This is a genomic window from Marinobacter changyiensis, from assembly GCF_009193265.1.
GTDB lineage: Bacteria > Pseudomonadota > Gammaproteobacteria > Pseudomonadales > Oleiphilaceae > Marinobacter > Marinobacter changyiensis.
Map to the genome: position 1 here is coordinate 78,474 of NZ_VZZZ01000002.1, position 18,426 is coordinate 96,899.

An 18,426-nucleotide genomic window follows, 5' to 3' on the forward strand; every position below is an offset into this window, starting at 1 on the left:
TGACCGGTGTGATCAAAGCGATCAGAATGCCGCGGTGTTCAGAGGAGCATATCGCGTGACAGCCTCCGACCACGTGAAGCTGAGGTAGCTGGCAACCCCGATCAGCCAGAGCAAGAAAGCAAAAGCCGCCGATGGGTCCAGCTTCAGGGGAGTGTTGTCGTACCGGCTGTAGCTGGCACGGAGGAATCCGCATAGCGACAACCCCAACAGAATCCCGCCAACCACGTCACTGAACCAGTGTACCCCAAGGTAAAGCCGGCTACCTGCCACCAAGAGCATAGGCAGACTAAAACCAAGATAGATTTGCCAGCGTTTCCTGTTGCTGAATTCCCGAGCGACAAAACTGGCCGCCAGCCCCGAAAACATGGCCATGCTGGTCGCATGGCCGCTGGGAAAAGCCCAGGAATCCGGCGGCGTGGCCACCAGCTCCGGCCGTCCAACAGCAAAGCTCACTTTCAGGCCGGTTACCATCGCGCTGGTAATCAGCAAGCCAACTCCCACGTGCAAAGCCGCCGCATAGTAGCCTCGGAAGGCAAATGCCGCGATTGCAAGCAGCGCCCCCAGAGTCAGGGGAAAAATATCGCCGAGCAACGTCAGGAATAGCGCTGGGGTGTCAAACAAGGGGTTGCGCATGCTGCTGAAAAAGTTGGCAACCTGCTGATCGAAACCGCCAAGCACACCGGTAGAAAGATTGATGGTGGCCCAGATTGCAAACAGCGACCCGGCAGCCAATCCCAGGCTCAGGGACCCCAGCGGAAACTCGCCGCCCTGGGCTGGTCGTGCACTGGAAAACGAACGCCAGAACTGATGGGTGGCGTCATAGCGCATTGTCCATCGCCGCAAACGGTTATAGATGCGACTTTCGTTGTCCAGCCCCCAGCGCAGGCGAAAAAATACCAGATAAATAGCGGCAAGGATTGCGGCGCTCAAGCCAAGGACCGGATAAAGGTGAGGTGGTAGTTTGATGTCCGAGGCCAGCGCGCTGCCAACCAAAAAACCGGGTAAAATATAAACGGGTGCCCAGCCTATAGCCGACAGGATATTGAAGGTGAAGAAGCGTTGCCAGGGCATCCGGAAAGCGCCAGCGACAAGGGGAAGGACTGGCCGGATTGGCCCCACAAACCGCCCGATAACCACACTCTTGCCGCCGTGAAGCAGAAAAAAATGCTCTCCACGCTGCAGCATCTTCGGATAGCGACTGAACGGCCAGACAGTATGCAGGCGACCTTTCAACTGGCGTCCCAGCAGGTAGCTGAGGCCATCGCCGAGTATTGCTCCGGCCCAGGCCCAGGCCAGTGCTTCTCCTAGAGGCATGCCTGTTTTTCCAGCCAGGGCGGCGACGGCAAAAAGGATGGCGACCCCGGGTATCACCAGGCCTGCGATAGCAAGGGATTCCAGAAGCGCAGTTAGAAACAGGCCTGCGGCAAGCCACTGGGGGTTTGTTAAAAACCAGTCAGTCATTGATTCAAACACGCCAGATGTCATGGTTAGTGACGGTCTCCGTGGCTGTACCAGATGTTGTCATGGCCCCGTTGTCGGGCTTGTTGGAGCGCTTTTGCCGCCCGCCCGCGCAAGTTATCGCTATGCGTGTCGCCGTTTATTCGGGTGGTGCAACCAAGACTGACGGTAAGCCGGCCGATAACCGGCCAGCGATATTCCGCCAGGGTCCGGCGAATACGTTCGGCAATTACCCGGACGCCCTCTTCGGGAGTAAAGGGAAGAATCAGGAAAAATTCACCACTACCCAGGGTATAAAGAGTGTCGCCAGCCCGAATCACACCAAACAACTGCTGGGTGACCTCTTTCGACAGGTTTTGCATGGCGGTTTCACCGTGCAGGTCCTTGGCCTCTCCCACGTAGTCAATGCCAATCAAAATGACCGACAATGAGTGACCCGTGACGTTGGATCGGCTGATTTCCTTCTGCAACGTCTCATCCAGGAAGCGAGCATTGTGGGCGCCGGTGATGGGGTCCGTGATGGCAAGATCCTCGGCTGACTGGGCCATGTGATTATAATGCCAGATGTATAAAGAGGCTGCGCCCAGGACCATCAGCATGGCCATGGTGATCAGCAGGGCTTCTGATGTGGGCAAGGAGGCAAACAAATAACCGCTGAGCAGAATGATGGACGCAAGTGACAGGATAAGCCCCTGGCGCAAGGGCAGTATCAGCATGTTCAGCAATAGGGTCGGCAGGCACCAGTAACTGATATCGGTTCGGTCGAGGGTGAAAAGCGCCGCAATAATGGCGGCATTGAGCAATGCCAGGATGACCAGGTGCCCGGGCGCCTTGAGTTGCTGGCGTCGCGAAATCAGGGTGTATATGGCGCCTATGCCGGTCAGTATGGCCAGCGCCGTTGCCAGATAGAAGAGTTCGTAGAACCCGTATCGCAGGTTTTGGGAGGCGAGGGCAATGATAAATAAGGTGGCAAGACCATAACCTGCAAGATGAGTGTAGGTACGAAGTCGGGTCTCAGTCATGCTGGAGACCTCCGATGGCTTTAATCGCGGGACCGGGCCAGGGACTGTAGGACTGTACACGGTTGCCTCCCTGTTGCTGGGCGCGTCGCAGGGCGTTGGCGGCGGAATGCTGCAAGCTGTCTGCATCATCGCCGATGTTGAGCCCGGCTACTCCCGCGCTGATGGTCAGGTCCATCTCCTGTGAAACCAGCAGTGCTCTGAGCCCTTTGCGGATTTGCTCGGCTTTGGCGGCGGATTCTGCGGTAGTGTTGCCTGGCAGTATGATCAGGAACTGGAGGTCGGCGACCCGGTAATAGCTGTCGAAGTCCCGCAGTTGGGAGTGCAAAAATCGCCCGATTCGAGGCAGTATGGCGCGAATGTCAGCATCGAGGTCGGAGTCGTTAAGATGCGTGTCGAGGCCAATCATTGCGATAGCCATGTCGGTACCCTCGCGTTCGCTGCGCTGAATTTCCTTGTGAAGGTCCGCTGACAGGTAGTCCCGGCTGGCGGCCCGGGTTAATTCATCGGTGCGGCGCAGGGGAGCAAGCTGCCGGGTCTTATACTCGCGAAGAAACACCAGCAACCCGGCGATGGCTGTGGTCAGCAACAGGGAACTCACAAGCTGGTGCCTGGCTGGACCGGCCTCTGGCATCAGCGTTGTTATCATGATTGTCGCCATGGCGAGCACTACCAGCAGTACTCCCCAGGCCAGGGGAAATAACCCAAAGGCGATGAGCGGAACCGCGTAAAGCCAATGCGTCAGGCTCGCGGGCCCAAGCCAAAGGCTTGCCAATAACAAGGCGGTCAGGATCAGCGCGATAGTGCGGTTGATGCAGACCCATATAATGCGCTCGTTGCCAGGGTTCATCGCGGGCGTGGTCCAGATCAGTAGGCCACAGAGGAGCGCCGCAGCGGCCGCGAGCCAGATCGAAAGGATGGCCCCGTAAGCCGCCAGTCCGATTAATAGCAGACAGCTTAGCCGGGCTAAACGACTGAGCAGGAATTTGTCGGCCATCTGGGCCATGCTGTTCGTCCTTATGTGTCATCGGTGGTGCCACAGGGTATCTTAAAACCCGCTACGCTGTGATCTGTGCTGCAGCGGTATAATAAACACTTGAGGTGCGTACTTGAATCGGTGAAGGTAAAGTGTGCACTTTATTTTGACGTTGAACGCTTCGGCAAGGGTAACGGAATGGACGTTAAAGCTTATATGGTGGAAGTCGGCCAGCAAGCACGCGCTGCGGCGGCCCAGGTGGCGCGCTCTGCGACGAGCACACGGAATCTGGCGCTGTTGGCAATGGCAGAGGCGCTGGATGTCGCCCGGCAGGAGTTGGCACTGGCGAATTCCAGGGATCTCGAAAAAGCGCGTGAAAACGGTCTCGAACCAGCCATGATGGACCGGCTGGAGCTTACCGCTGCGCGAATTGACGACATGATCGCAGGTTTGCACCAGGTCGCCTCGCTGGCGGACCCGATAGGCGAGATCACCAATATGACCTATCGGCCTTCCGGCATTCAGGTGGGCAAGATGCGGGTTCCGCTCGGCGTAATCGGGATAATTTACGAGTCCCGACCCAATGTGACCATGGAGGCAGCCAGCCTGTGCATAAAATCCGGCAATGCAGCCATTCTCCGGGGGGGCTCTGAGGCGATTCACTCCAATCAGGCGATTGCCCGGTGCATTGCCCGGGGCTTAGCCGAGGCGGGCCTGCCCGACTCGGCGGTCCAGGTTATCAAGACCACGGATCGGTCAGCCGTGGGCGAGTTGATTACCATGCCGGATTATGTCGATGTCATTGTGCCACGGGGTGGTAAAGGCCTGATTGAACGCATCAGTCGTGATGCCCGGGTACCCGTCATCAAACACCTCGATGGCATCTGTCACGTCTATATCGACAGCCATGCTGATCCCGAAAAGGCGATCAGTATTGCGTTGAATGCCAAAACCCATCGTTACGGCACCTGCAACACCATGGAAACGCTGCTGGTGGATGAGGAGATTGCCGAGGATATCCTGCCCCTGCTGGGCCAGGCTTTTGAGGCAAAAGAGGTGGAACTGCGAGGCTGCGAAAAAACCCGGGCGGTGTTACCCCGTGTGATCGCCGCGACCGAAGAAGACTGGCACACCGAGTACCTGGCGCCGATTCTGGCCGTACGGGTGGTGAGCGGACTTGACGGTGCCATTGCCCATATTAACCACTACAGCTCCCGGCATACGGACAGCATTGTCACGGAAAACTACACCCGCGCACGACGGTTTATCACGGAAGTCGATTCCGCGTCGGTCATGGTCAATGCGTCAACCCGATTTGCCGATGGGTTCGAATATGGCCTGGGCGCCGAGATCGGTATTTCGACGGACAAGATCCATGCCCGGGGGCCCGTTGGTCTGGAGGGGCTTACCTCTCAAAAATACGTCGTCTTTGGTGACGGCCATGTGCGGACGTAATTGGCGATGCATCTGATTTTCGGGGGCACGTTTGATCCGGTACACCATGGTCACCTCCGGCTGGCTATCGAGCTCAAAGAACGGCTGGGAGTTGCCCGGGTAGCCCTGGTTCCGTGCCACATTCCCCCTCACCGGGAACAGCCCGGTGCCGACAGTGCAAGGCGTCTTGAGTTACTGAAGCTGGCCATTACCGGAGAGCCGGGGTTGGTCGTTGATGATCGGGAACTGTTCCGAGCGGGTGCGTCATTCACGGCAGACACCCTGCGACAGCTACGCAGGGAACTGGGTGAGCATGAACCTCTGGCAATGGCGGTCGGCACGGATGCGTTTGCGACGTTTGACCACTGGCGGGACTGGCAGTGTATTCCGGAGCTGGCCCATATCATTGTGGTGAACCGCCCGGGTTCTGCTCTGGCACCGGAAGGCGAGCCCGCCAAACTGTTGTCGTCCCGTCGTGCCGACACTGCTGATCAGCTCCACTGCCAACCTGCGGGCCTGGTATTTGGTGTTGAGGTGCCACTTTTGTCAATCTCCGCGACCGGCATCCGGAGCTGCATCGAGCAGGGACAGTCGCCGCGGTATCTTTTGCCAGACAGCGTCTGGGACGCAATTCGTTCAAATGGCCTTTACGGTGCAGGCTCCAGGAAGCGTTGAAAGGAGGTCCCAGCCGTAATTTCTGCGTGCCCTGTTTCGATGTTTTAGTGCTACAATCGGCGCTGAATCTCATTTGTCGGGTGGTGGCCAGAGCTGCCAGCCGCGCTACAGGGTAATTATGCAGGCAGAGCAATTGAAAGAAGTGGTCGTTAACGCACTGGAAAATGTGAAAGCGAAAGATGTGAGTATCATCGACGTGCGTGACCGGACCAGCGTGACCGATTATATGATCGTTGCCTCCGGTACCTCCAACCGACATGTAAAATCCTTGGCAGACTCAGTCGTTTCAGATGCGCAGGAAAATGGCGTTCGCGCGTCCAGCGTCGAGGGCGCAAGCGTCAGCGACTGGATTCTGGTAGATCTGGGTGATGTGGTTGTCCACGTCATGATGCCTGCTACCCGTGAGTTCTATGATCTTGAGCGGCTTTGGCGGGATGCTCCAAGTGTGGGCGCTGCAGGCAGCGAATAGCTGTGCGGTTGCGGCTGATTTGCGTGGGTCAGAAAATGCCCGACTGGGTAACTCAGGGGTTTAATGACTACGCAAAGCGCATGCCTCCCGAGCTTGCTGTCGAACTCTCGGAAATTGCCCTTGCTCACCGCGGAAAAAACGCCGATATAGCTCGCATGGTTCAGCGCGAAGGTGAATTGGTGCTTGCGGCCACGGGCAAGGGTGACCGGCTGATTGCGCTGGAAGTGGGCGGTAAACCCTGGTCCACGGAGCAGCTGGCGAAACAGTTGGAAAGTTGGCAGCAAAACGGTCGGGATGTCAGTTTCATGATCGGCGGGCCGGATGGCCTGTCGGACCAATGTCGGGCGCAGGCTGACCAGATGTGGTCACTGTCACCGCTGACGCTACCGCATCCATTGGTCAGGATCGTGCTGGCCGAGCAGCTCTACCGGGCGTGGTCCATCACCCGAAATCACCCATACCACCGCGCTTAGGACGACAACATGCCTTGGGGTGAGTTCAAAGACACGGTCGCCGAACGACGTATTTTTCAGCACCGGACCCTGGTCGCATTGATGCTGCTGTTTGTAATGATGGGTGTGTTGATGGCCCGCATGTATTACTTGCAGGTTATCCAGCACGATACTTACACCACGCTGTCTGATAAGAATCGTGTCCAGGTTCAATCTGTCGCGCCTACCCGCGGCCTTGTGTATGATCGCAACAACGTATTACTGGCAGAAAACCGGCCTGTATTCAACGTCACCATCGTGCCGGAACGGGTTGCTGATATCTCCCAAACCCTCAGTGAACTCCAGGCCATTCTGAATATTTCCGAAGATGATCTGGACCGTTTTCGTGGCCGGCTTCTGGAACCCCGTCGTCCGTTCCAGGAAATACCCTTGCGCTACGATCTTACCGAACAGGAAATCGCCAGTATGGCGGTCCATCGGCATACCCTTCCGGGCGTGGAAGTGAATGCCGAACTGGTTCGGTACTATCCGTACAGCGAATTGACCTCCCATGCCCTGGGCTATGTTGGCAGGATCAACAGGGATGAACTTCAGCGCATTGACCCGGTCAACTATGCCGGTACCAACTACATCGGCAAGTCAGGTATAGAGCGCTTCTACGAACAGGCTCTGCACGGCAAGGTGGGCTATCAGCATGTCGAGACCAATGCCCGGGGGCGAACATTGAGGGTGCTTGAGCGCGAAAATCCGGTGCCCGGTGAAGATATCCGCTTGCACCTGGATATTCGCCTTCAGAAACTTGCCCACGATCTGCTTGATGGCCGACGTGGGGCTATCGTCGCCATTGAGCCCAAGACCGGAGGCGTGTTGGCGCTGGCGAGTGTGCCGGGTTTCGATGCCAACCTGTTCGTCACCGGCATTGGTGTTGAGGCTTACCGTGAACTCAACGAGTCACTGGACAAACCGCTGTTTAATCGTGCACTGCGAGGGCAATATCCGCCCGGATCAACGATCAAACCCATGCTGGCCATTGCCGCACTGGACAGCGGCTCCACCAACCGAGAACGGACGGTCTGGGACCCGGGCTACTTTCAGTTAAAACCGACTGGCCGTCGCTTTCGTGACTGGAAGCGCGGTGGCCATGGCTGGGTCAATCTGAAGGACGCGGTGGAACAATCCTGCGACATCTATTTTTACGATGTTGGGGTGCGCATGGGTGTTGATGTCATGCATGATTACCTGACCAGATTCGGTTTCGGGGAGGAAACCTCACTGGATATCAGTGGTGCATTGCCCGGGATAGTGCCTTCGCGGGAGTGGAAACGTGCCCACCGGAATGAACCCTGGTATCCCGGTGATTCCGTCAACATGAGCATCGGACAGGGTTTTAATCTGGCGACCCCCCTGCAGCTGGCAACCGGAACGGCGGTGCTGGCGAACCGGGGTGTATGGAACCAGCCGAGGCTGTTGAGCGATGTCCTGGGAGACCACGATTTCGAGGAAGGTCTGTTTGGCGCGGCCCGGGACGATATTATCCTGACTGACCCTGATACCTGGACGTTTGGCATCAAGGCCATGGAGGCGGTCATGCACGGAACCAAAGGTACGGCACGCGCTGCTGCTCGCAAAGCGCCCTACCGGATGGCCGGTAAAACCGGTACTGCCCAGGTTTTCAGTCTCGCCGAAGGCGAGGAGTACGATGAGGAGGAGGTGCGCATTCGGCTACGGGATCACGCGTTGTTTATCGGGTTTGCTCCGGTGGAAGATCCGGTCATCGCGGTCGCAGTGATTGTAGAGAATGGTGGCAGCGGCAGCGGCACGGCGGCGCCGGTGGCTCGGGCGATGTTTGATGCCTGGTTACTGGGTTTTCCGGCTCCGGACGAGCCAGTTCTGGTCAAGTCGGATCCGGGGGCGGGAGAGTAATGGGTTTACGCGATTTTGCCCGCCCGATGTCTCACCATCCGCTGTCCGGGGCCAGAAGTATCTGGACAACTCTGCATGTTGATCCGTTTTTGCTGGTGCTCTTGCTGGCACTGCTCAGTTTCGGTTTGATCATACTGTTCAGTGGTGGTGACGGCCGCATTGCACTGGTCAAGGCGCAAAGCATCCGGATAGGCCTGGCGCTGGTGGTCATGTTTGTATTTGCCCAGCTTGACCCGTCGGTATACCGGCGCTGGGCGCCCTGGCTCTATGGTGTCGGTCTGCTCGCGCTGGTTGCTGTAATACTGTTTGGCGTGGGGGCCAAAGGCGCCCAGCGTTGGTTGGCATTACCGGGCTTGCCGCGGTTCCAGCCCTCGGAATTAATGAAAATTGTGGTGCCGATGACGGTAGCCTGGTATCTCTCGCGGCACTTCCTGCCTCCGAGGCTTTCCCGGGTGGCTATTGCATTGGCGATGGTGTTGGTTCCCATGGCGTTGATTGCCAGGCAGCCAGACCTGGGAACCTCGGTGCTGGTGGCTGCTGCCGGTCTGTTTGTGGTGTTTTTTGCCGGTATTCGCTGGCGCATAATCAGCGCTTTTTTCGTGTTGGTATCGATTGCAGCGCCGTTAATGTGGTTTTTTGGCATGCGTGACTACCAGAAACAACGGGTGCTGACGCTGCTGGACCCGGAAAGTGATCCGCTTGGCGCTGGCTGGAATATCATGCAGTCGAAAACGGCCATTGGCTCTGGCGGCTGGAGTGGCAAGGGTTGGATGCAGGGAACCCAGTCGCACCTGGAGTTCCTGCCGGAAAGTCACACGGACTTCATTGTTGCGGTACTGGCGGAAGAGTTTGGCTTTGTCGGTATTTTTGCTTTGATGTCACTGTACCTGCTTGTCTTGTTGCGCTGCCTCTATATTGCCGTGAATGCACAGGATTCGTTCAGTCGTTTGCTGGCGGGCGCCCTGAGCATGACGTTCTTCATTTATGTGTTCGTGAATGTGGGTATGGTCAGCGGCTTGCTGCCGGTGGTGGGGGTTCCGTTGCCTCTGATCAGTTATGGCGGCACGTCTATTGTCACTCTGATGGCGGCATTCGGTATTCTGATGTCCATACATACCCATAGGCGTATGATCGCCGCCTGATGTTCCGTCTGGCTCATTCGGGTTACCTTTTGGTTAGGTTGGCCCGGTGCCATGGTGAATGCCAAACGGAGCGTGATAATCTCCGGAGCGTTCCCGCGAGCCCTGTGTAAACAGGAAGTTGTCAGCGATGCCCAGAAATGTTTGGTTGGTAAAAAGGGTTTTCATGAATATGCAATCAGTCAGTCGCTCCTTGCTGTGTTCTGCGGGCATTTTTCTGTTCGTCGCGGCAGTACCGGTGTCGGCTGAGGGTGCTTCAGAGGGTACCTATTCGGAAACCCGGGATGGTGTGGCGTTCATTCAGGCGTTATCCGATGAGCACGGATTTGACCGCGCCGAACTGACCGGGTGGCTTGGCGAGGCGGAGCGGCAGGACAGCATTCTGAAGTCCATCAGCACCCCAGCCGAAAAAACCCTTGAATGGTATGAATATCGTCGGATATTCATACGGGACGAGCAGATTGACGGCGGGCTCGCGTTCCTGCGCGAACACCGGGAAGCTTTCGAACGAGCAGAGACGGAATTGGGCGTTTCGAAATATATTATTGCGGCAATCATCGGGGTAGAAACCCGGTACGGTCGCTATTTGGGAAATCACCGGGTGCTGGATGCCCTGGCCACTCTGGCGTTTGATTATCCGCCCCGAAGCGCGTTTTTCCGGCGTGAGTTGGCTGAGTTTTTTTTGATGACCCGTGAACAGGGCTTTGATCCACTCCTGGTCAAAGGCTCCTATGCCGGCGCAATGGGCTACGGCCAGTTTATATCGAGTAGCTATCGTCATTACGCCATTGATTTTGATGGTGATAAGGTTGCCGACATTCTGACCAATCCGGTGGATGCCATCGGCAGTGTGGCGAATTATTTTGCCCGGCATGGCTGGGTCAGTGGTGGCCCGGTGGCGGAGCAGATTGCCGACGCCGACTCGCTGGCCGCGGATTCTGCGCTCCTGACATCGGGGCTGAAGCCATCCAGAACGATTGCAGACTATCGGGCGGCGGGGCTTGAACCGGTTTCTGAACTACCTGACGATGGGCCGGCGCGAGCCATCAGGCTGGAAGGTGAAGAGCAGCCGCAATTATGGCTGACCTACCATAACTTCTATGTCATCACTCGCTACAACCACAGTCATCTCTATGGAATGGCGGTGTTCGAACTGTCCCGGGCATTGCGGAGCCAGCATGACGAATCCTAAGTTACTCTACGCCGTGTTAATCCTGCTGGTGCTCGCCGGTTGCGCTTCTTCTCCCGGCGGGACAGACCCTTCTTCCCGTTACACCATAAGTCAGGACCGGGCTCCGTCTGGCAGTTTTGATGCCAGTGCTCTCGAGGACGCCCGCCCGCGTTATGAAGCCCCGCGCAGGGCCGGTAATAAGTCGCCCTACACGGTTTGGGGCAAGCAATATCAGGTGATGTCTTCGGCTGACGGTTACGTCGATCGGGGTATTGCCAGTTGGTACGGTGAAAAGTTCCATGGCCACAAAACGTCTAACGGCGAAACCTTTGACATGTACACCATGTCGGCGGCTCATAAATCATTGCCGATTCCGGGTTACGCTCGGGTGACCAATCTGGATAATGGTCGATCGGTGGTGGTAAGGGTAAATGATCGCGGTCCCTTCCATGGGGATCGGTTGATTGACCTTTCTTATGCTGCAGCGAAAAAGCTTGGTTACCAGTCAAGGGGAACCGCTCGGGTTGAAGTGGCCTCGATTACGGTTCGCCCGGATGGCAGCATGACCCTGGCTGGCAAACGTTATCCGGAGGCAGCCGCACCCGTAGCGGTGGCAGAACAGACCAGGGAAACCGGTGAAGCACTCTACGTACAGTTAGGCTCGTTCAGTCAGCGCAGTCCTGCGGATGGTTTGCGGGACAAGGTGCGTCAACAGACCGAGCGATCGGTTCGAGTGCGTAAAGTGGAAACCGCCTCCGGTTTGTTTCACCGTGTTCAGGTCGGCCCGTTCGGAAGCGCGGACGAAGCCCGGCGAGCGCAACAAGCACTGGCGAGTCGTGGGTTCGATCAGGCGATTGTCCTGACAGATTCTCGTTAATACCCGGTATCGGGCCGCTCATCCGGTATGATGGGCCGATACTGAAATACATCTAATGATACTGAAAGCACTCATGGCAACTTCTATGTTCAGACACATCATCGCAATTCTACTTCTTTCCTTCATGGCCAGCAGCGTGCTCGGTCAATCGGTCCTGATTCCTTCGCCTCCGTCTATCGGTGCGGGCTCTTTTGTTCTGATGGATCCGTCGAGCGGCAAAATTCTGATTGAAGGCAACAGCCACGAGCGGCTGCCACCTGCAAGCCTGACCAAGATGATGACCGCGTACATCGTCGAGAGAGAGCTGGATGAAGGGCGTATTGCCATGTCGGACATGGTTCCGATCAGCGTCAATGCCTGGCGCACCGGTGGGTCACGCACCTTTGTCAAAGAGGGCACCCAGGTATCGGTGGAAGACCTGCTCAAGGGCGTGATCATCCAGTCGGGAAATGACGCCAGTGTTGCGCTGGCGGAGTTCGTTGCGGGCAGCGAGAGTGCGTTTGCCGACGTGATGAACCAGCAGGCCCAACTGCTGGGCATGCAGGACACCCATTACGTCAATGCCACCGGGCTGCCCTCTCCCGAGCAGTACTCTTCAGCGTATGATCTGGCGCTGCTGGCGAAAGCCATCATCAACGATTACCCGGATAATTATCCGCTTTATGCGGAAAAGAACTTCACTTTCAATAATATTCGCCAGCCGAACCGAAACGCGCTGTTGTGGCGTGATCCGACGGTAGATGGACTCAAAACGGGCCATACCGAAGAGGCAGGCTATTGCCTGGTGGCCTCTGCCAAGCGCGAAGAGACTCGCTTTATAGCAGTAGTGATGAAGACAGACAGTCCTACTGCCCGCGCCCAGGAAGTTCAGAAAATGCTGAATTACGGGTTTCGTTACTACACCAACGAACGCCTTTTCAGTGCAGGTCAGAAATTGCTCGACAGCCAGATTTGGGGTGGCCAGTCAGATCAGATTAAACTAGGTGTTAAAAATAATATTTTTGTTACGATTCCAAGGGGCTCGAAAGCATCACTGGAATCCGTTGTGGATGTGGACAGTGTCATCAAGGCGCCAATCGAGACGGGCCAGGAGCTGGGTCGGGTGACGGTTTCGCTGGATGGCAAAGTTCTCATCGATGAGCCAATTCTTGCCCTTGAAGGTGTACAGGAAGGCGGCTTTTTCAAGCGCATCTGGGATGCGATCAAGCTTTTCTTCATCCAGTTGTTCTGATAGCAGAGCAGGAGTCAGCGGTTGTGAGTGAACCAACACCACCAAAAATCGAGTTTCCCTGTGATTACGTGATCAAGGTAATCGGGGACGCTGCACCGGACTTTACGGAGTTTGTCGTGGCTGTGGTGGAGTGCCATGCTCCGGGTGTCGCAGATGGGGACATCACGGTCAATGACAGTAGCAAGGGTCGTTTTTGCTCCGTAAGTCTGAAAATTGTCGCCACTGGCGAACCCCAGCTTAAAGCTCTGTTTGAAGAGCTCAAAGCCAGTGGGCGTGTTCATATGGTGCTGTGACCACGATGCCCAAGCTGGTTATCCGATCGCTGGGTATTCAGCCTTACCTCGAAACCTGGCAGGCCATGAAAGACCTGACTGCAACCCGGGGCCCGGAAACGCCAGACGAAATCTGGTGCCTGGAGCACCCGCCGGTTTACACCCAGGGCCAGGCTGGCAAACCCGAACATATTCTTGCCCCGGACGACATTCCAGTTGTGCAGGTAGATCGCGGTGGGCAGGTAACCTATCACGGCCCGGGCCAACTGGTGGTTTACCTGATGATCGACCTCAGCCGCTCGAAAATCGGCATCAGGGCGCTGGTGGATCTGATCGAGCAATCACTGGTGAGCGTTCTGGCTAGCCGGGGTATTGAAGCCGCCCCGCGTCTGGAGGCCCCTGGCGTTTACGTCGGTGACTCAAAAATAGCCTCGCTCGGGTTGCGAGTTCGCCGGGGCTGTTCCTTTCACGGGCTGGCCTTGAATGTCGCCATGGATATGGAGCCCTTTGCCCGCATCAACCCTTGCGGCTATGCCGGTATGGTCATGAGCCAGGTTCAGGATTACGCCCCTGGTGCAACGGTGGCCGATTTGGCAACCGTGCTGACCGATGAGCTGGCATCACGCCTCGGCTACGCTGCCACCGACCGCATTGCGTCCTGAGGTAGTTGCGGTTCACCTTATGTGGTTGCAGTACACCTTGCGTGGTTGCGGTGCAACAGTGACACATGCAACGCTGTGGCTTCGTATAATAACGAAAGAGACGAAATTCCCGAACCGGAAAGGTATTGATGGCTTCCAAACGTCCAGGAAATTCCGTAGCCCGTATTAAGACCGGCAGCTTCGAGCGCAGACTGACCCTGACCCGCGCAGGGCTGTTTGCCGGCACCCGTATGGCATCCCATATGGCGACCAACTGGTTTGGCAGCAAGGACCACCGCGACAAGCGTCACCGGAAGATGCTATCGAGCCAGGCCGAATTCCTGGTAGACGAGTTGGGTAAACTCAAAGGCAGTGTGGTCAAGATCGGTCAGGTCATGGCGCTCTATGGCGAACATTTTCTACCGGAAGAAGTGACCGAGGCGCTGCATACCCTGGAAGATCAGACCACGTCACTGGAATGGTCTGCCATTGAACGAGTGCTGAAAGAGGAGCTGGGAGAGCAGCGCTTCGGTGAGCTGGAGGTTGATCCCGAACCCATCGGCGCTGCATCTCTGGGTCAGGTCCACCGCGCCCGGCGACGCAGTGATGATCTCGAGTTGGTGCTCAAAGTGCAGTACCCGGGCGTCGCCGATGCGGTGGACAGCGACCTGGACTCAGTCACTCAACTGTTGCGAATCGCCAGGCTGGTGTCCTTTGGTCCGGAATTCAACGACTGGCTTGAAGAGGTGAGGCAGATGATGCACCGGGAGGTGGATTATCATCTCGAGGCCAAAACCACTGAAAAATTCCGCCAGATGCTGGATGGGGATACCCGTTTTGTGGTGCCAAGGGTGCTGCCAGAATACTCGACGGACCATATCATCGCCTCCACCTATGAACCCGGTCATTCCGTGAGTTCGGTGGCGGTAAAGGAGCTGTCACTCGATCGTCGCAGCGAACTGGGGCGGGCAGCGCTGGAGCTGTTCTTCAAGGAGTTGTTCCAGTGGGGAGAGATGCAGACTGACCCCAACTTTGGTAATTATCGCATTCGTATTGCCGGTGAGCCCGGCAATACGAATGCAAGCGATCAGATCGTTCTGCTCGATTTCGGCGCGGTACAGAGCTACCCCGAGAGCTTTCTTGAGCCGGTGATCCGGATGATCCAGGCCTCCTATGAAGGTGATCTGGACGCCGTCATAGCAGGCGGAGTAGAGCTGCGTTTCATGAGCGCTGAATGGCCGGAGGATGTACTCAAAAGGTTTGGCGAGGTCTGTATGTCCGTGCTTGAACCGCTTGCAGAAGACGTCGATCATTGGCCTCCGAACGCTGTCAATGAACACGGCCAGTATCGCTGGAAGCAGAGTGACTTGCCATCCCGGGTTGCCCGGCAGGCCGCACGCTCCGCAATCAGCCGCTACTTCCGGGTGCCGCCCAAGGAATTTGTGTTCCTGAATCGCAAACTGATCGGGGTTTACACATTTATTGCGGTGTTGAATGCCGAGTTTAATGGTGAGGACCTGCTTCGGCGCTACCTGTACGGTGAACCTGACGCCTGAACCGCCAGAGGTCAAGGCGTCAGTTCATTGAGGCTGATGCCTCGAGTACCAGCCAGAGTACCACGGCGTAACGGGCGCCTTTGCCGATGGCCACCAACACCACAAAGTTGAGCCAGGGCACCTTCATGATCCCGCCGATCAGCGTTAACGCATCGCCGCCGATCGGCAACCAGCCCATCAGCAGAGACCACTGCCCATAGCGATTGAAACGAGCCTGAGCGCTCTCCAGTTGCTTGTCTGTGATCGGAAACCAGCGCTTTTCCTTAAAGCGCTCCACCTGCCTGCCGATAACCCCATTAATAACCGAGCCGAGCGTATTGCCCAGGGTCGCCCAGAACCAGAGCCATGCGATGGTATAGCCCTGGGCAGCCAGCCCTCCGAGTAGTACTTCCGAGTACGCCGGTAATATCGTCGCCGCCGCAAAGGCTGTCAGGAAAAGGCTCAAATACTCCAAATGCAGCTCCGGAAGGTTGTATTCTTTTCAAATCAACAGGTCGCCCCGCTGATGAAAACATTGTCTCTGAAAATAAAACTGTACGCCTTGGTCATTTCCTTACTGCTGCTGATGGGGCTCAGCATGATCATCACTGCCCAGTTGTCGCTCGCAGATCTGGAAAATCGAATGACAACGGATACCCGGGAAATGGTACAGACTATTGTGCTTGAGCGCCTGAAAGCAACGGCGGGACAGTACGGTGAGCTGGTGAGCGGTGTTTTTAATGCAGCCTACAAGGTGCCGGAAATTGTGCGTGGCGTCATTCTCAGGAACATTGAGTCGGGCAGCTCCGGGCGTATCAGTCGCCGGGACTTGCAGCAAACCATCGGCGCTGTGCTGGAAGAGCAGGGGGAGCTGAGTTCAATCTATGCCCAGTTTGAGGCTGACGCCTATGATGGCCAGGATCGCTATTTTACTGGCGGTGTGGAAGACCACAGCAGCGATCAGGGTACGCTGGAAATCTATTACTACCGCTCCCCTGAAGGCGAGGCGTTGTTCAATCGCACGGCAGACCCGGCGGTCAAGTACCTCGATAACCGGAATGAGTTCGGCATCCGCGAGGCAGAGTGGTATCTGTGCTCAATGGATACCCGGTTGCCCTGTATTATGGAACCTTACGAGTACGAGATTGAAGAAGGCTACAGTGAATTGATGACCAGCCTGGTGATGCCGATTCTGGCTGAACAGAACTTCGCCGGCGTTGTGGGGGTCGACATCAACCTGTCGACATTCCAGTCCATCCTGTCGGACGTCAGTGGCGCGCTTTTCAATGGCCAGTCGCGCATTACGCTTCTCAGTGAAAAAGGTTTGATCGCCGGCGCCAGTCACTATCAGGACTATCTGGGGCGACCTCTGGCAGAAGCCATTCCTGACAACGCCGGGGTATTTACCAAGCTTCATCGCGAGCAGGGAACCTATGACACAGGTGAAACCCTGGCGGTTTCCTTCCCGATCGACATCAATCAGCCAGGCGCCCAATGGTCACTGCTGATTGAGCTGCCGAGGTCGGCAGCACTGGCCGAGCTGATCGACCTTACCCAACTGCTGTCTGATCAGGTGTCGGCAACAGCGGCACGGCAGTTGGTGGTCGGCATTGCAGTGCTGGTCATTGCATTGCTCGGGTTGGTGGTGCTCGTACGTTCCGTAACCCGCCCGCTGGATGAGATACGTGACCGGATGCAGAATCTTGCCAGTGCCGAGGGCGACCTTACCAACGAGCTCAATATCGATACCCATGCCGAGCTGATCGCGCTGGCCGGTGGTTTCAATCAATTTCTGGCCCGCCTGCGGGCTATGGTCAACGACCTTAAGGCCGTCAACGGAAAGGTCAGGGGGCAGGCCAGGGGCGTTCGCGCCATTGCCGAAGAAACCGAGCAGAATACCGAACGTCAGAGACAGGAAATTGACAGCGTAGCGACCGCCATGAACGAGATGTCCGCGGCGGCCAGTGAAGTGGCGACATTTGCCGGCGATGCGGCGGGTAACGCCCGGGAAGCCAGTGGTGGTGTTCAGTCTACCCAGGCGATGCTGGCGACGGCCGTTGAGGGTGTGAGTGCATTGGCCAACGATATGGAACAGGCCAGCAAAGCGATTGGCCAGGTGGCGACCCGCAGTGAAGACATCAGTCGGATTCTGGAGGTTATCCGCGGCATCGCCGAACAGACCAATCTGTTGGCGTTGAACGCTGCCATTGAGGCGGCAAGAGCGGGTGAGCAGGGCCGTGGTTTTGCGGTGGTAGCTGATGAGGTCCGATCACTGGCGTCGAAAACACGGGAATCGACCGATGAGATCAGTCAGATGATTAGCGGCCTGCAGCAGGAGGTTGGTCAAACCGTGGGGGTGATCAACACCGGCGTAGACCGTGCGTCCCGGGCCGTAGAGGGCACGAAGGAGGCGGACGACTCATTGGCGGCGGTAGTTGAGCGTATTGCCACTATTGTTGAGCATGTAACGCAGGTAGCAACGGCTGCCGAAGAACAAAGCTCCGTCAGCGAAGAAATCAATCGAAACCTGACCCGTATCGGGGATGCCGCCAGCGATCTTCGAGCATTGGCGGAACGTGTCCGTGATAGCGGTCAGGCCCTGGACGGGCAGGTTGAAGCGCTGGATGGCGAACTCGGCCGCCTGAAAACCTGAACAGGCCCATGTAAATTGCCAGCAGTTCTGATCACTTTTGCCTATAGGAATCATTTGCACAGTGGTGTTTGATTTCTGTAGCAGCTCTGTCACCATTATTGCGCTTTTGGTAGTAATGACGAGAATATCGGATCGCCGTTGCTCACATCGATTGAATCCCGAGGAGTTTTAGTATGGATAATGTAACGATTTTCGGTCGCTCAAGCTGTGGCTTCTGCGTCCGTGCCAAGGAGCTGTGTGAGATCAAAGGCATTTCTTTCCGTTATGTCGATATTATCGCAGAGAACATCAGTAAAGCGGATCTGGAAAAAACCATTGGCAAGCCGGTGGAAACCGTTCCCCAGATCTTCGTAGGAAAGGAACACATTGGCGGGTTCGATCAGTTCTCGAGATACGTCGAGCAGCGTGACGCCACTACGGTGCAGTAACCGTTGTTGAAGGATCAAAAAAGGCGCCTATTCTCTGGAATGGCGCCTTGTTTGTGGACCGGTTAGTGCTTTG

Annotated in this window: 18 protein-coding genes; 14 read left to right on the forward strand and 4 right to left on the reverse strand. The window is 56.6% G+C overall.

The features are described 5' to 3' along the window. Positions 1-21 precede the first annotated feature (21 nt). Genes F6Y09_RS06220 through F6Y09_RS06230 form a run of 3 tightly spaced genes read right to left on the reverse strand, consistent with a single transcriptional unit; the run spans position 22 to position 3,483 of the window. A complete protein-coding gene (locus F6Y09_RS06220; protein WP_246180363.1) occupies positions 22-1,461 on the reverse strand; it encodes a bifunctional DedA family/phosphatase PAP2 family protein in 1,440 nt (479 codons plus the stop codon). Positions 1,462-1,487: 26 nt separating this feature from the next. Next, positions 1,488-2,480, reverse strand: a complete 993-nt coding sequence (locus F6Y09_RS06225; RefSeq protein ID WP_152206076.1) for a GGDEF domain-containing protein — start codon at positions 2,478-2,480, stop codon at positions 1,488-1,490. Then, entirely contained in the window at positions 2,473-3,483 is a 1,011-nt protein-coding gene (locus F6Y09_RS06230) for a GGDEF domain-containing protein (protein WP_152206077.1), read from the reverse strand. The genes F6Y09_RS06225 and F6Y09_RS06230 overlap by 8 nt, the downstream gene beginning before the upstream one ends. A gap of 168 nt (positions 3,484-3,651) precedes the next feature. Between F6Y09_RS06230 and F6Y09_RS06235 the strand changes: the two genes are divergently transcribed. The 12 genes from F6Y09_RS06235 to F6Y09_RS06290 all read left to right on the forward strand — a co-directional run bounded on the left by F6Y09_RS06235 (position 3,652) and on the right by F6Y09_RS06290 (position 15,293). Further along, positions 3,652-4,908 carry a glutamate-5-semialdehyde dehydrogenase gene (locus F6Y09_RS06235; protein WP_152206078.1) on the forward strand — a complete coding sequence of 419 codons (1,257 nt, stop codon included), beginning with the start codon at positions 3,652-3,654 and terminating at the stop codon, positions 4,906-4,908. 6 nt (positions 4,909-4,914) lie between these two features. Further along, complete coding sequence (nadD, locus tag F6Y09_RS06240; RefSeq protein ID WP_152206079.1) at positions 4,915-5,562, forward strand: nicotinate-nucleotide adenylyltransferase; 648 nt, start codon at positions 4,915-4,917, stop codon at positions 5,560-5,562. A gap of 118 nt (positions 5,563-5,680) precedes the next feature. Continuing rightward, complete coding sequence (gene rsfS, locus F6Y09_RS06245) at positions 5,681-6,031, forward strand: ribosome silencing factor (protein WP_152206080.1); 351 nt, start codon at positions 5,681-5,683, stop codon at positions 6,029-6,031. Between the two features lie 2 nt (positions 6,032-6,033). Beyond that, complete coding sequence (gene rlmH / locus F6Y09_RS06250) at positions 6,034-6,504, forward strand: 23S rRNA (pseudouridine(1915)-N(3))-methyltransferase RlmH (protein WP_152206081.1); 471 nt, start codon at positions 6,034-6,036, stop codon at positions 6,502-6,504. 9 nt (positions 6,505-6,513) lie between these two features. Beyond that, positions 6,514-8,406: a penicillin-binding protein 2 gene (mrdA, locus tag F6Y09_RS06255; RefSeq protein ID WP_152206082.1), complete on the forward strand. Its 1,893-nt coding sequence runs from the start codon at positions 6,514-6,516 to the stop codon at positions 8,404-8,406. Between the two features lie 26 nt (positions 8,407-8,432). Beyond that, the gene (gene rodA, locus F6Y09_RS06260) at positions 8,433-9,548 is read left to right on the forward strand and encodes a rod shape-determining protein RodA (protein ID WP_246180418.1); all 1,116 of its coding nucleotides are present in this window, start codon (positions 8,433-8,435) and stop codon (positions 9,546-9,548) included. Positions 9,549-9,711: 163 nt separating this feature from the next. Then, the gene (mltB, locus tag F6Y09_RS06265; protein ID WP_246180365.1) at positions 9,712-10,737 is read left to right on the forward strand and encodes a lytic murein transglycosylase B; all 1,026 of its coding nucleotides are present in this window, start codon (positions 9,712-9,714) and stop codon (positions 10,735-10,737) included. Beyond that, positions 10,724-11,593 (forward strand): septal ring lytic transglycosylase RlpA family protein, encoded by an 870-nt coding sequence (locus F6Y09_RS06270; protein WP_152206084.1) that lies wholly within the window; start codon positions 10,724-10,726, stop codon positions 11,591-11,593. Before mltB ends, F6Y09_RS06270 begins: the two co-directional genes overlap by 14 nt. A gap of 85 nt (positions 11,594-11,678) precedes the next feature. Then, the gene (locus F6Y09_RS06275) at positions 11,679-12,824 is read left to right on the forward strand and encodes a D-alanyl-D-alanine carboxypeptidase family protein (protein ID WP_246180368.1); all 1,146 of its coding nucleotides are present in this window, start codon (positions 11,679-11,681) and stop codon (positions 12,822-12,824) included. 23 nt (positions 12,825-12,847) lie between these two features. Next, entirely contained in the window at positions 12,848-13,117 is a 270-nt protein-coding gene (locus F6Y09_RS06280; protein ID WP_152206086.1) for an HP0495 family protein, read from the forward strand. A 5-nt stretch (positions 13,118-13,122) separates the two neighbouring features. Further along, complete coding sequence (gene lipB, locus F6Y09_RS06285; protein WP_152206087.1) at positions 13,123-13,758, forward strand: lipoyl(octanoyl) transferase LipB; 636 nt, start codon at positions 13,123-13,125, stop codon at positions 13,756-13,758. Positions 13,759-13,886: 128 nt separating this feature from the next. Continuing rightward, a complete protein-coding gene (locus tag F6Y09_RS06290; RefSeq protein WP_152206088.1) occupies positions 13,887-15,293 on the forward strand; it encodes an ABC1 kinase family protein in 1,407 nt (468 codons plus the stop codon). A 19-nt stretch (positions 15,294-15,312) separates the two neighbouring features. Here F6Y09_RS06290 and F6Y09_RS06295 read toward each other — a convergent pair whose 3' ends face one another. Beyond that, positions 15,313-15,747 carry a YqaA family protein gene (locus F6Y09_RS06295; protein ID WP_152206089.1) on the reverse strand — a complete coding sequence of 145 codons (435 nt, stop codon included), beginning with the start codon at positions 15,745-15,747 and terminating at the stop codon, positions 15,313-15,315. 51 nt (positions 15,748-15,798) lie between these two features. Here F6Y09_RS06295 and F6Y09_RS06300 point away from each other — a divergent pair, with 51 nt between their 5' ends. Next, positions 15,799-17,925 (forward strand): methyl-accepting chemotaxis protein, encoded by a 2,127-nt coding sequence (locus F6Y09_RS06300; RefSeq protein WP_152206090.1) that lies wholly within the window; start codon positions 15,799-15,801, stop codon positions 17,923-17,925. Positions 17,926-18,098: 173 nt separating this feature from the next. After that, a complete protein-coding gene (locus F6Y09_RS06305) occupies positions 18,099-18,353 on the forward strand; it encodes a GrxA family glutaredoxin (RefSeq protein WP_152206091.1) in 255 nt (84 codons plus the stop codon). Positions 18,354-18,426 lie beyond the last annotated feature (73 nt).

What these genes read in the sequence shown, in the direction of transcription:
- F6Y09_RS06220 (WP_246180363.1), bottom strand. Translation starts at nt 1,461, where the DNA reads ATGACTGACTGGTTTTTAACAAACCCCCAGTGGCTTGCCGCAGGCCTG.
- F6Y09_RS06225 (WP_152206076.1), bottom strand. Translation starts at nt 2,480, where the DNA reads ATGACTGAGACCCGACTTCGTACCTACACTCATCTTGCAGGTTATGGT.
- F6Y09_RS06230 (WP_152206077.1), bottom strand. Translation starts at nt 3,483, where the DNA reads ATGGCCCAGATGGCCGACAAATTCCTGCTCAGTCGTTTAGCCCGGCTA.
- F6Y09_RS06235 (WP_152206078.1), top strand. Translation starts at nt 3,652, where the DNA reads ATGGACGTTAAAGCTTATATGGTGGAAGTCGGCCAGCAAGCACGCGCT.
- nadD (WP_152206079.1), top strand. Translation starts at nt 4,915, where the DNA reads ATGCATCTGATTTTCGGGGGCACGTTTGATCCGGTACACCATGGTCAC.
- rsfS (WP_152206080.1), top strand. Translation starts at nt 5,681, where the DNA reads ATGCAGGCAGAGCAATTGAAAGAAGTGGTCGTTAACGCACTGGAAAAT.
- mrdA (WP_152206082.1), top strand. Translation starts at nt 6,514, where the DNA reads ATGCCTTGGGGTGAGTTCAAAGACACGGTCGCCGAACGACGTATTTTT.
- rodA (WP_246180418.1), top strand. Translation starts at nt 8,433, where the DNA reads ATGTCTCACCATCCGCTGTCCGGGGCCAGAAGTATCTGGACAACTCTG.
- mltB (WP_246180365.1), top strand. Translation starts at nt 9,712, where the DNA reads ATGAATATGCAATCAGTCAGTCGCTCCTTGCTGTGTTCTGCGGGCATT.
- F6Y09_RS06270 (WP_152206084.1), top strand. Translation starts at nt 10,724, where the DNA reads ATGACGAATCCTAAGTTACTCTACGCCGTGTTAATCCTGCTGGTGCTC.
- F6Y09_RS06275 (WP_246180368.1), top strand. Translation starts at nt 11,679, where the DNA reads ATGTTCAGACACATCATCGCAATTCTACTTCTTTCCTTCATGGCCAGC.
- lipB (WP_152206087.1), top strand. Translation starts at nt 13,123, where the DNA reads ATGCCCAAGCTGGTTATCCGATCGCTGGGTATTCAGCCTTACCTCGAA.
- F6Y09_RS06290 (WP_152206088.1), top strand. Translation starts at nt 13,887, where the DNA reads ATGGCTTCCAAACGTCCAGGAAATTCCGTAGCCCGTATTAAGACCGGC.
- F6Y09_RS06300 (WP_152206090.1), top strand. Translation starts at nt 15,799, where the DNA reads ATGAAAACATTGTCTCTGAAAATAAAACTGTACGCCTTGGTCATTTCC.
- F6Y09_RS06305 (WP_152206091.1), top strand. Translation starts at nt 18,099, where the DNA reads ATGGATAATGTAACGATTTTCGGTCGCTCAAGCTGTGGCTTCTGCGTC.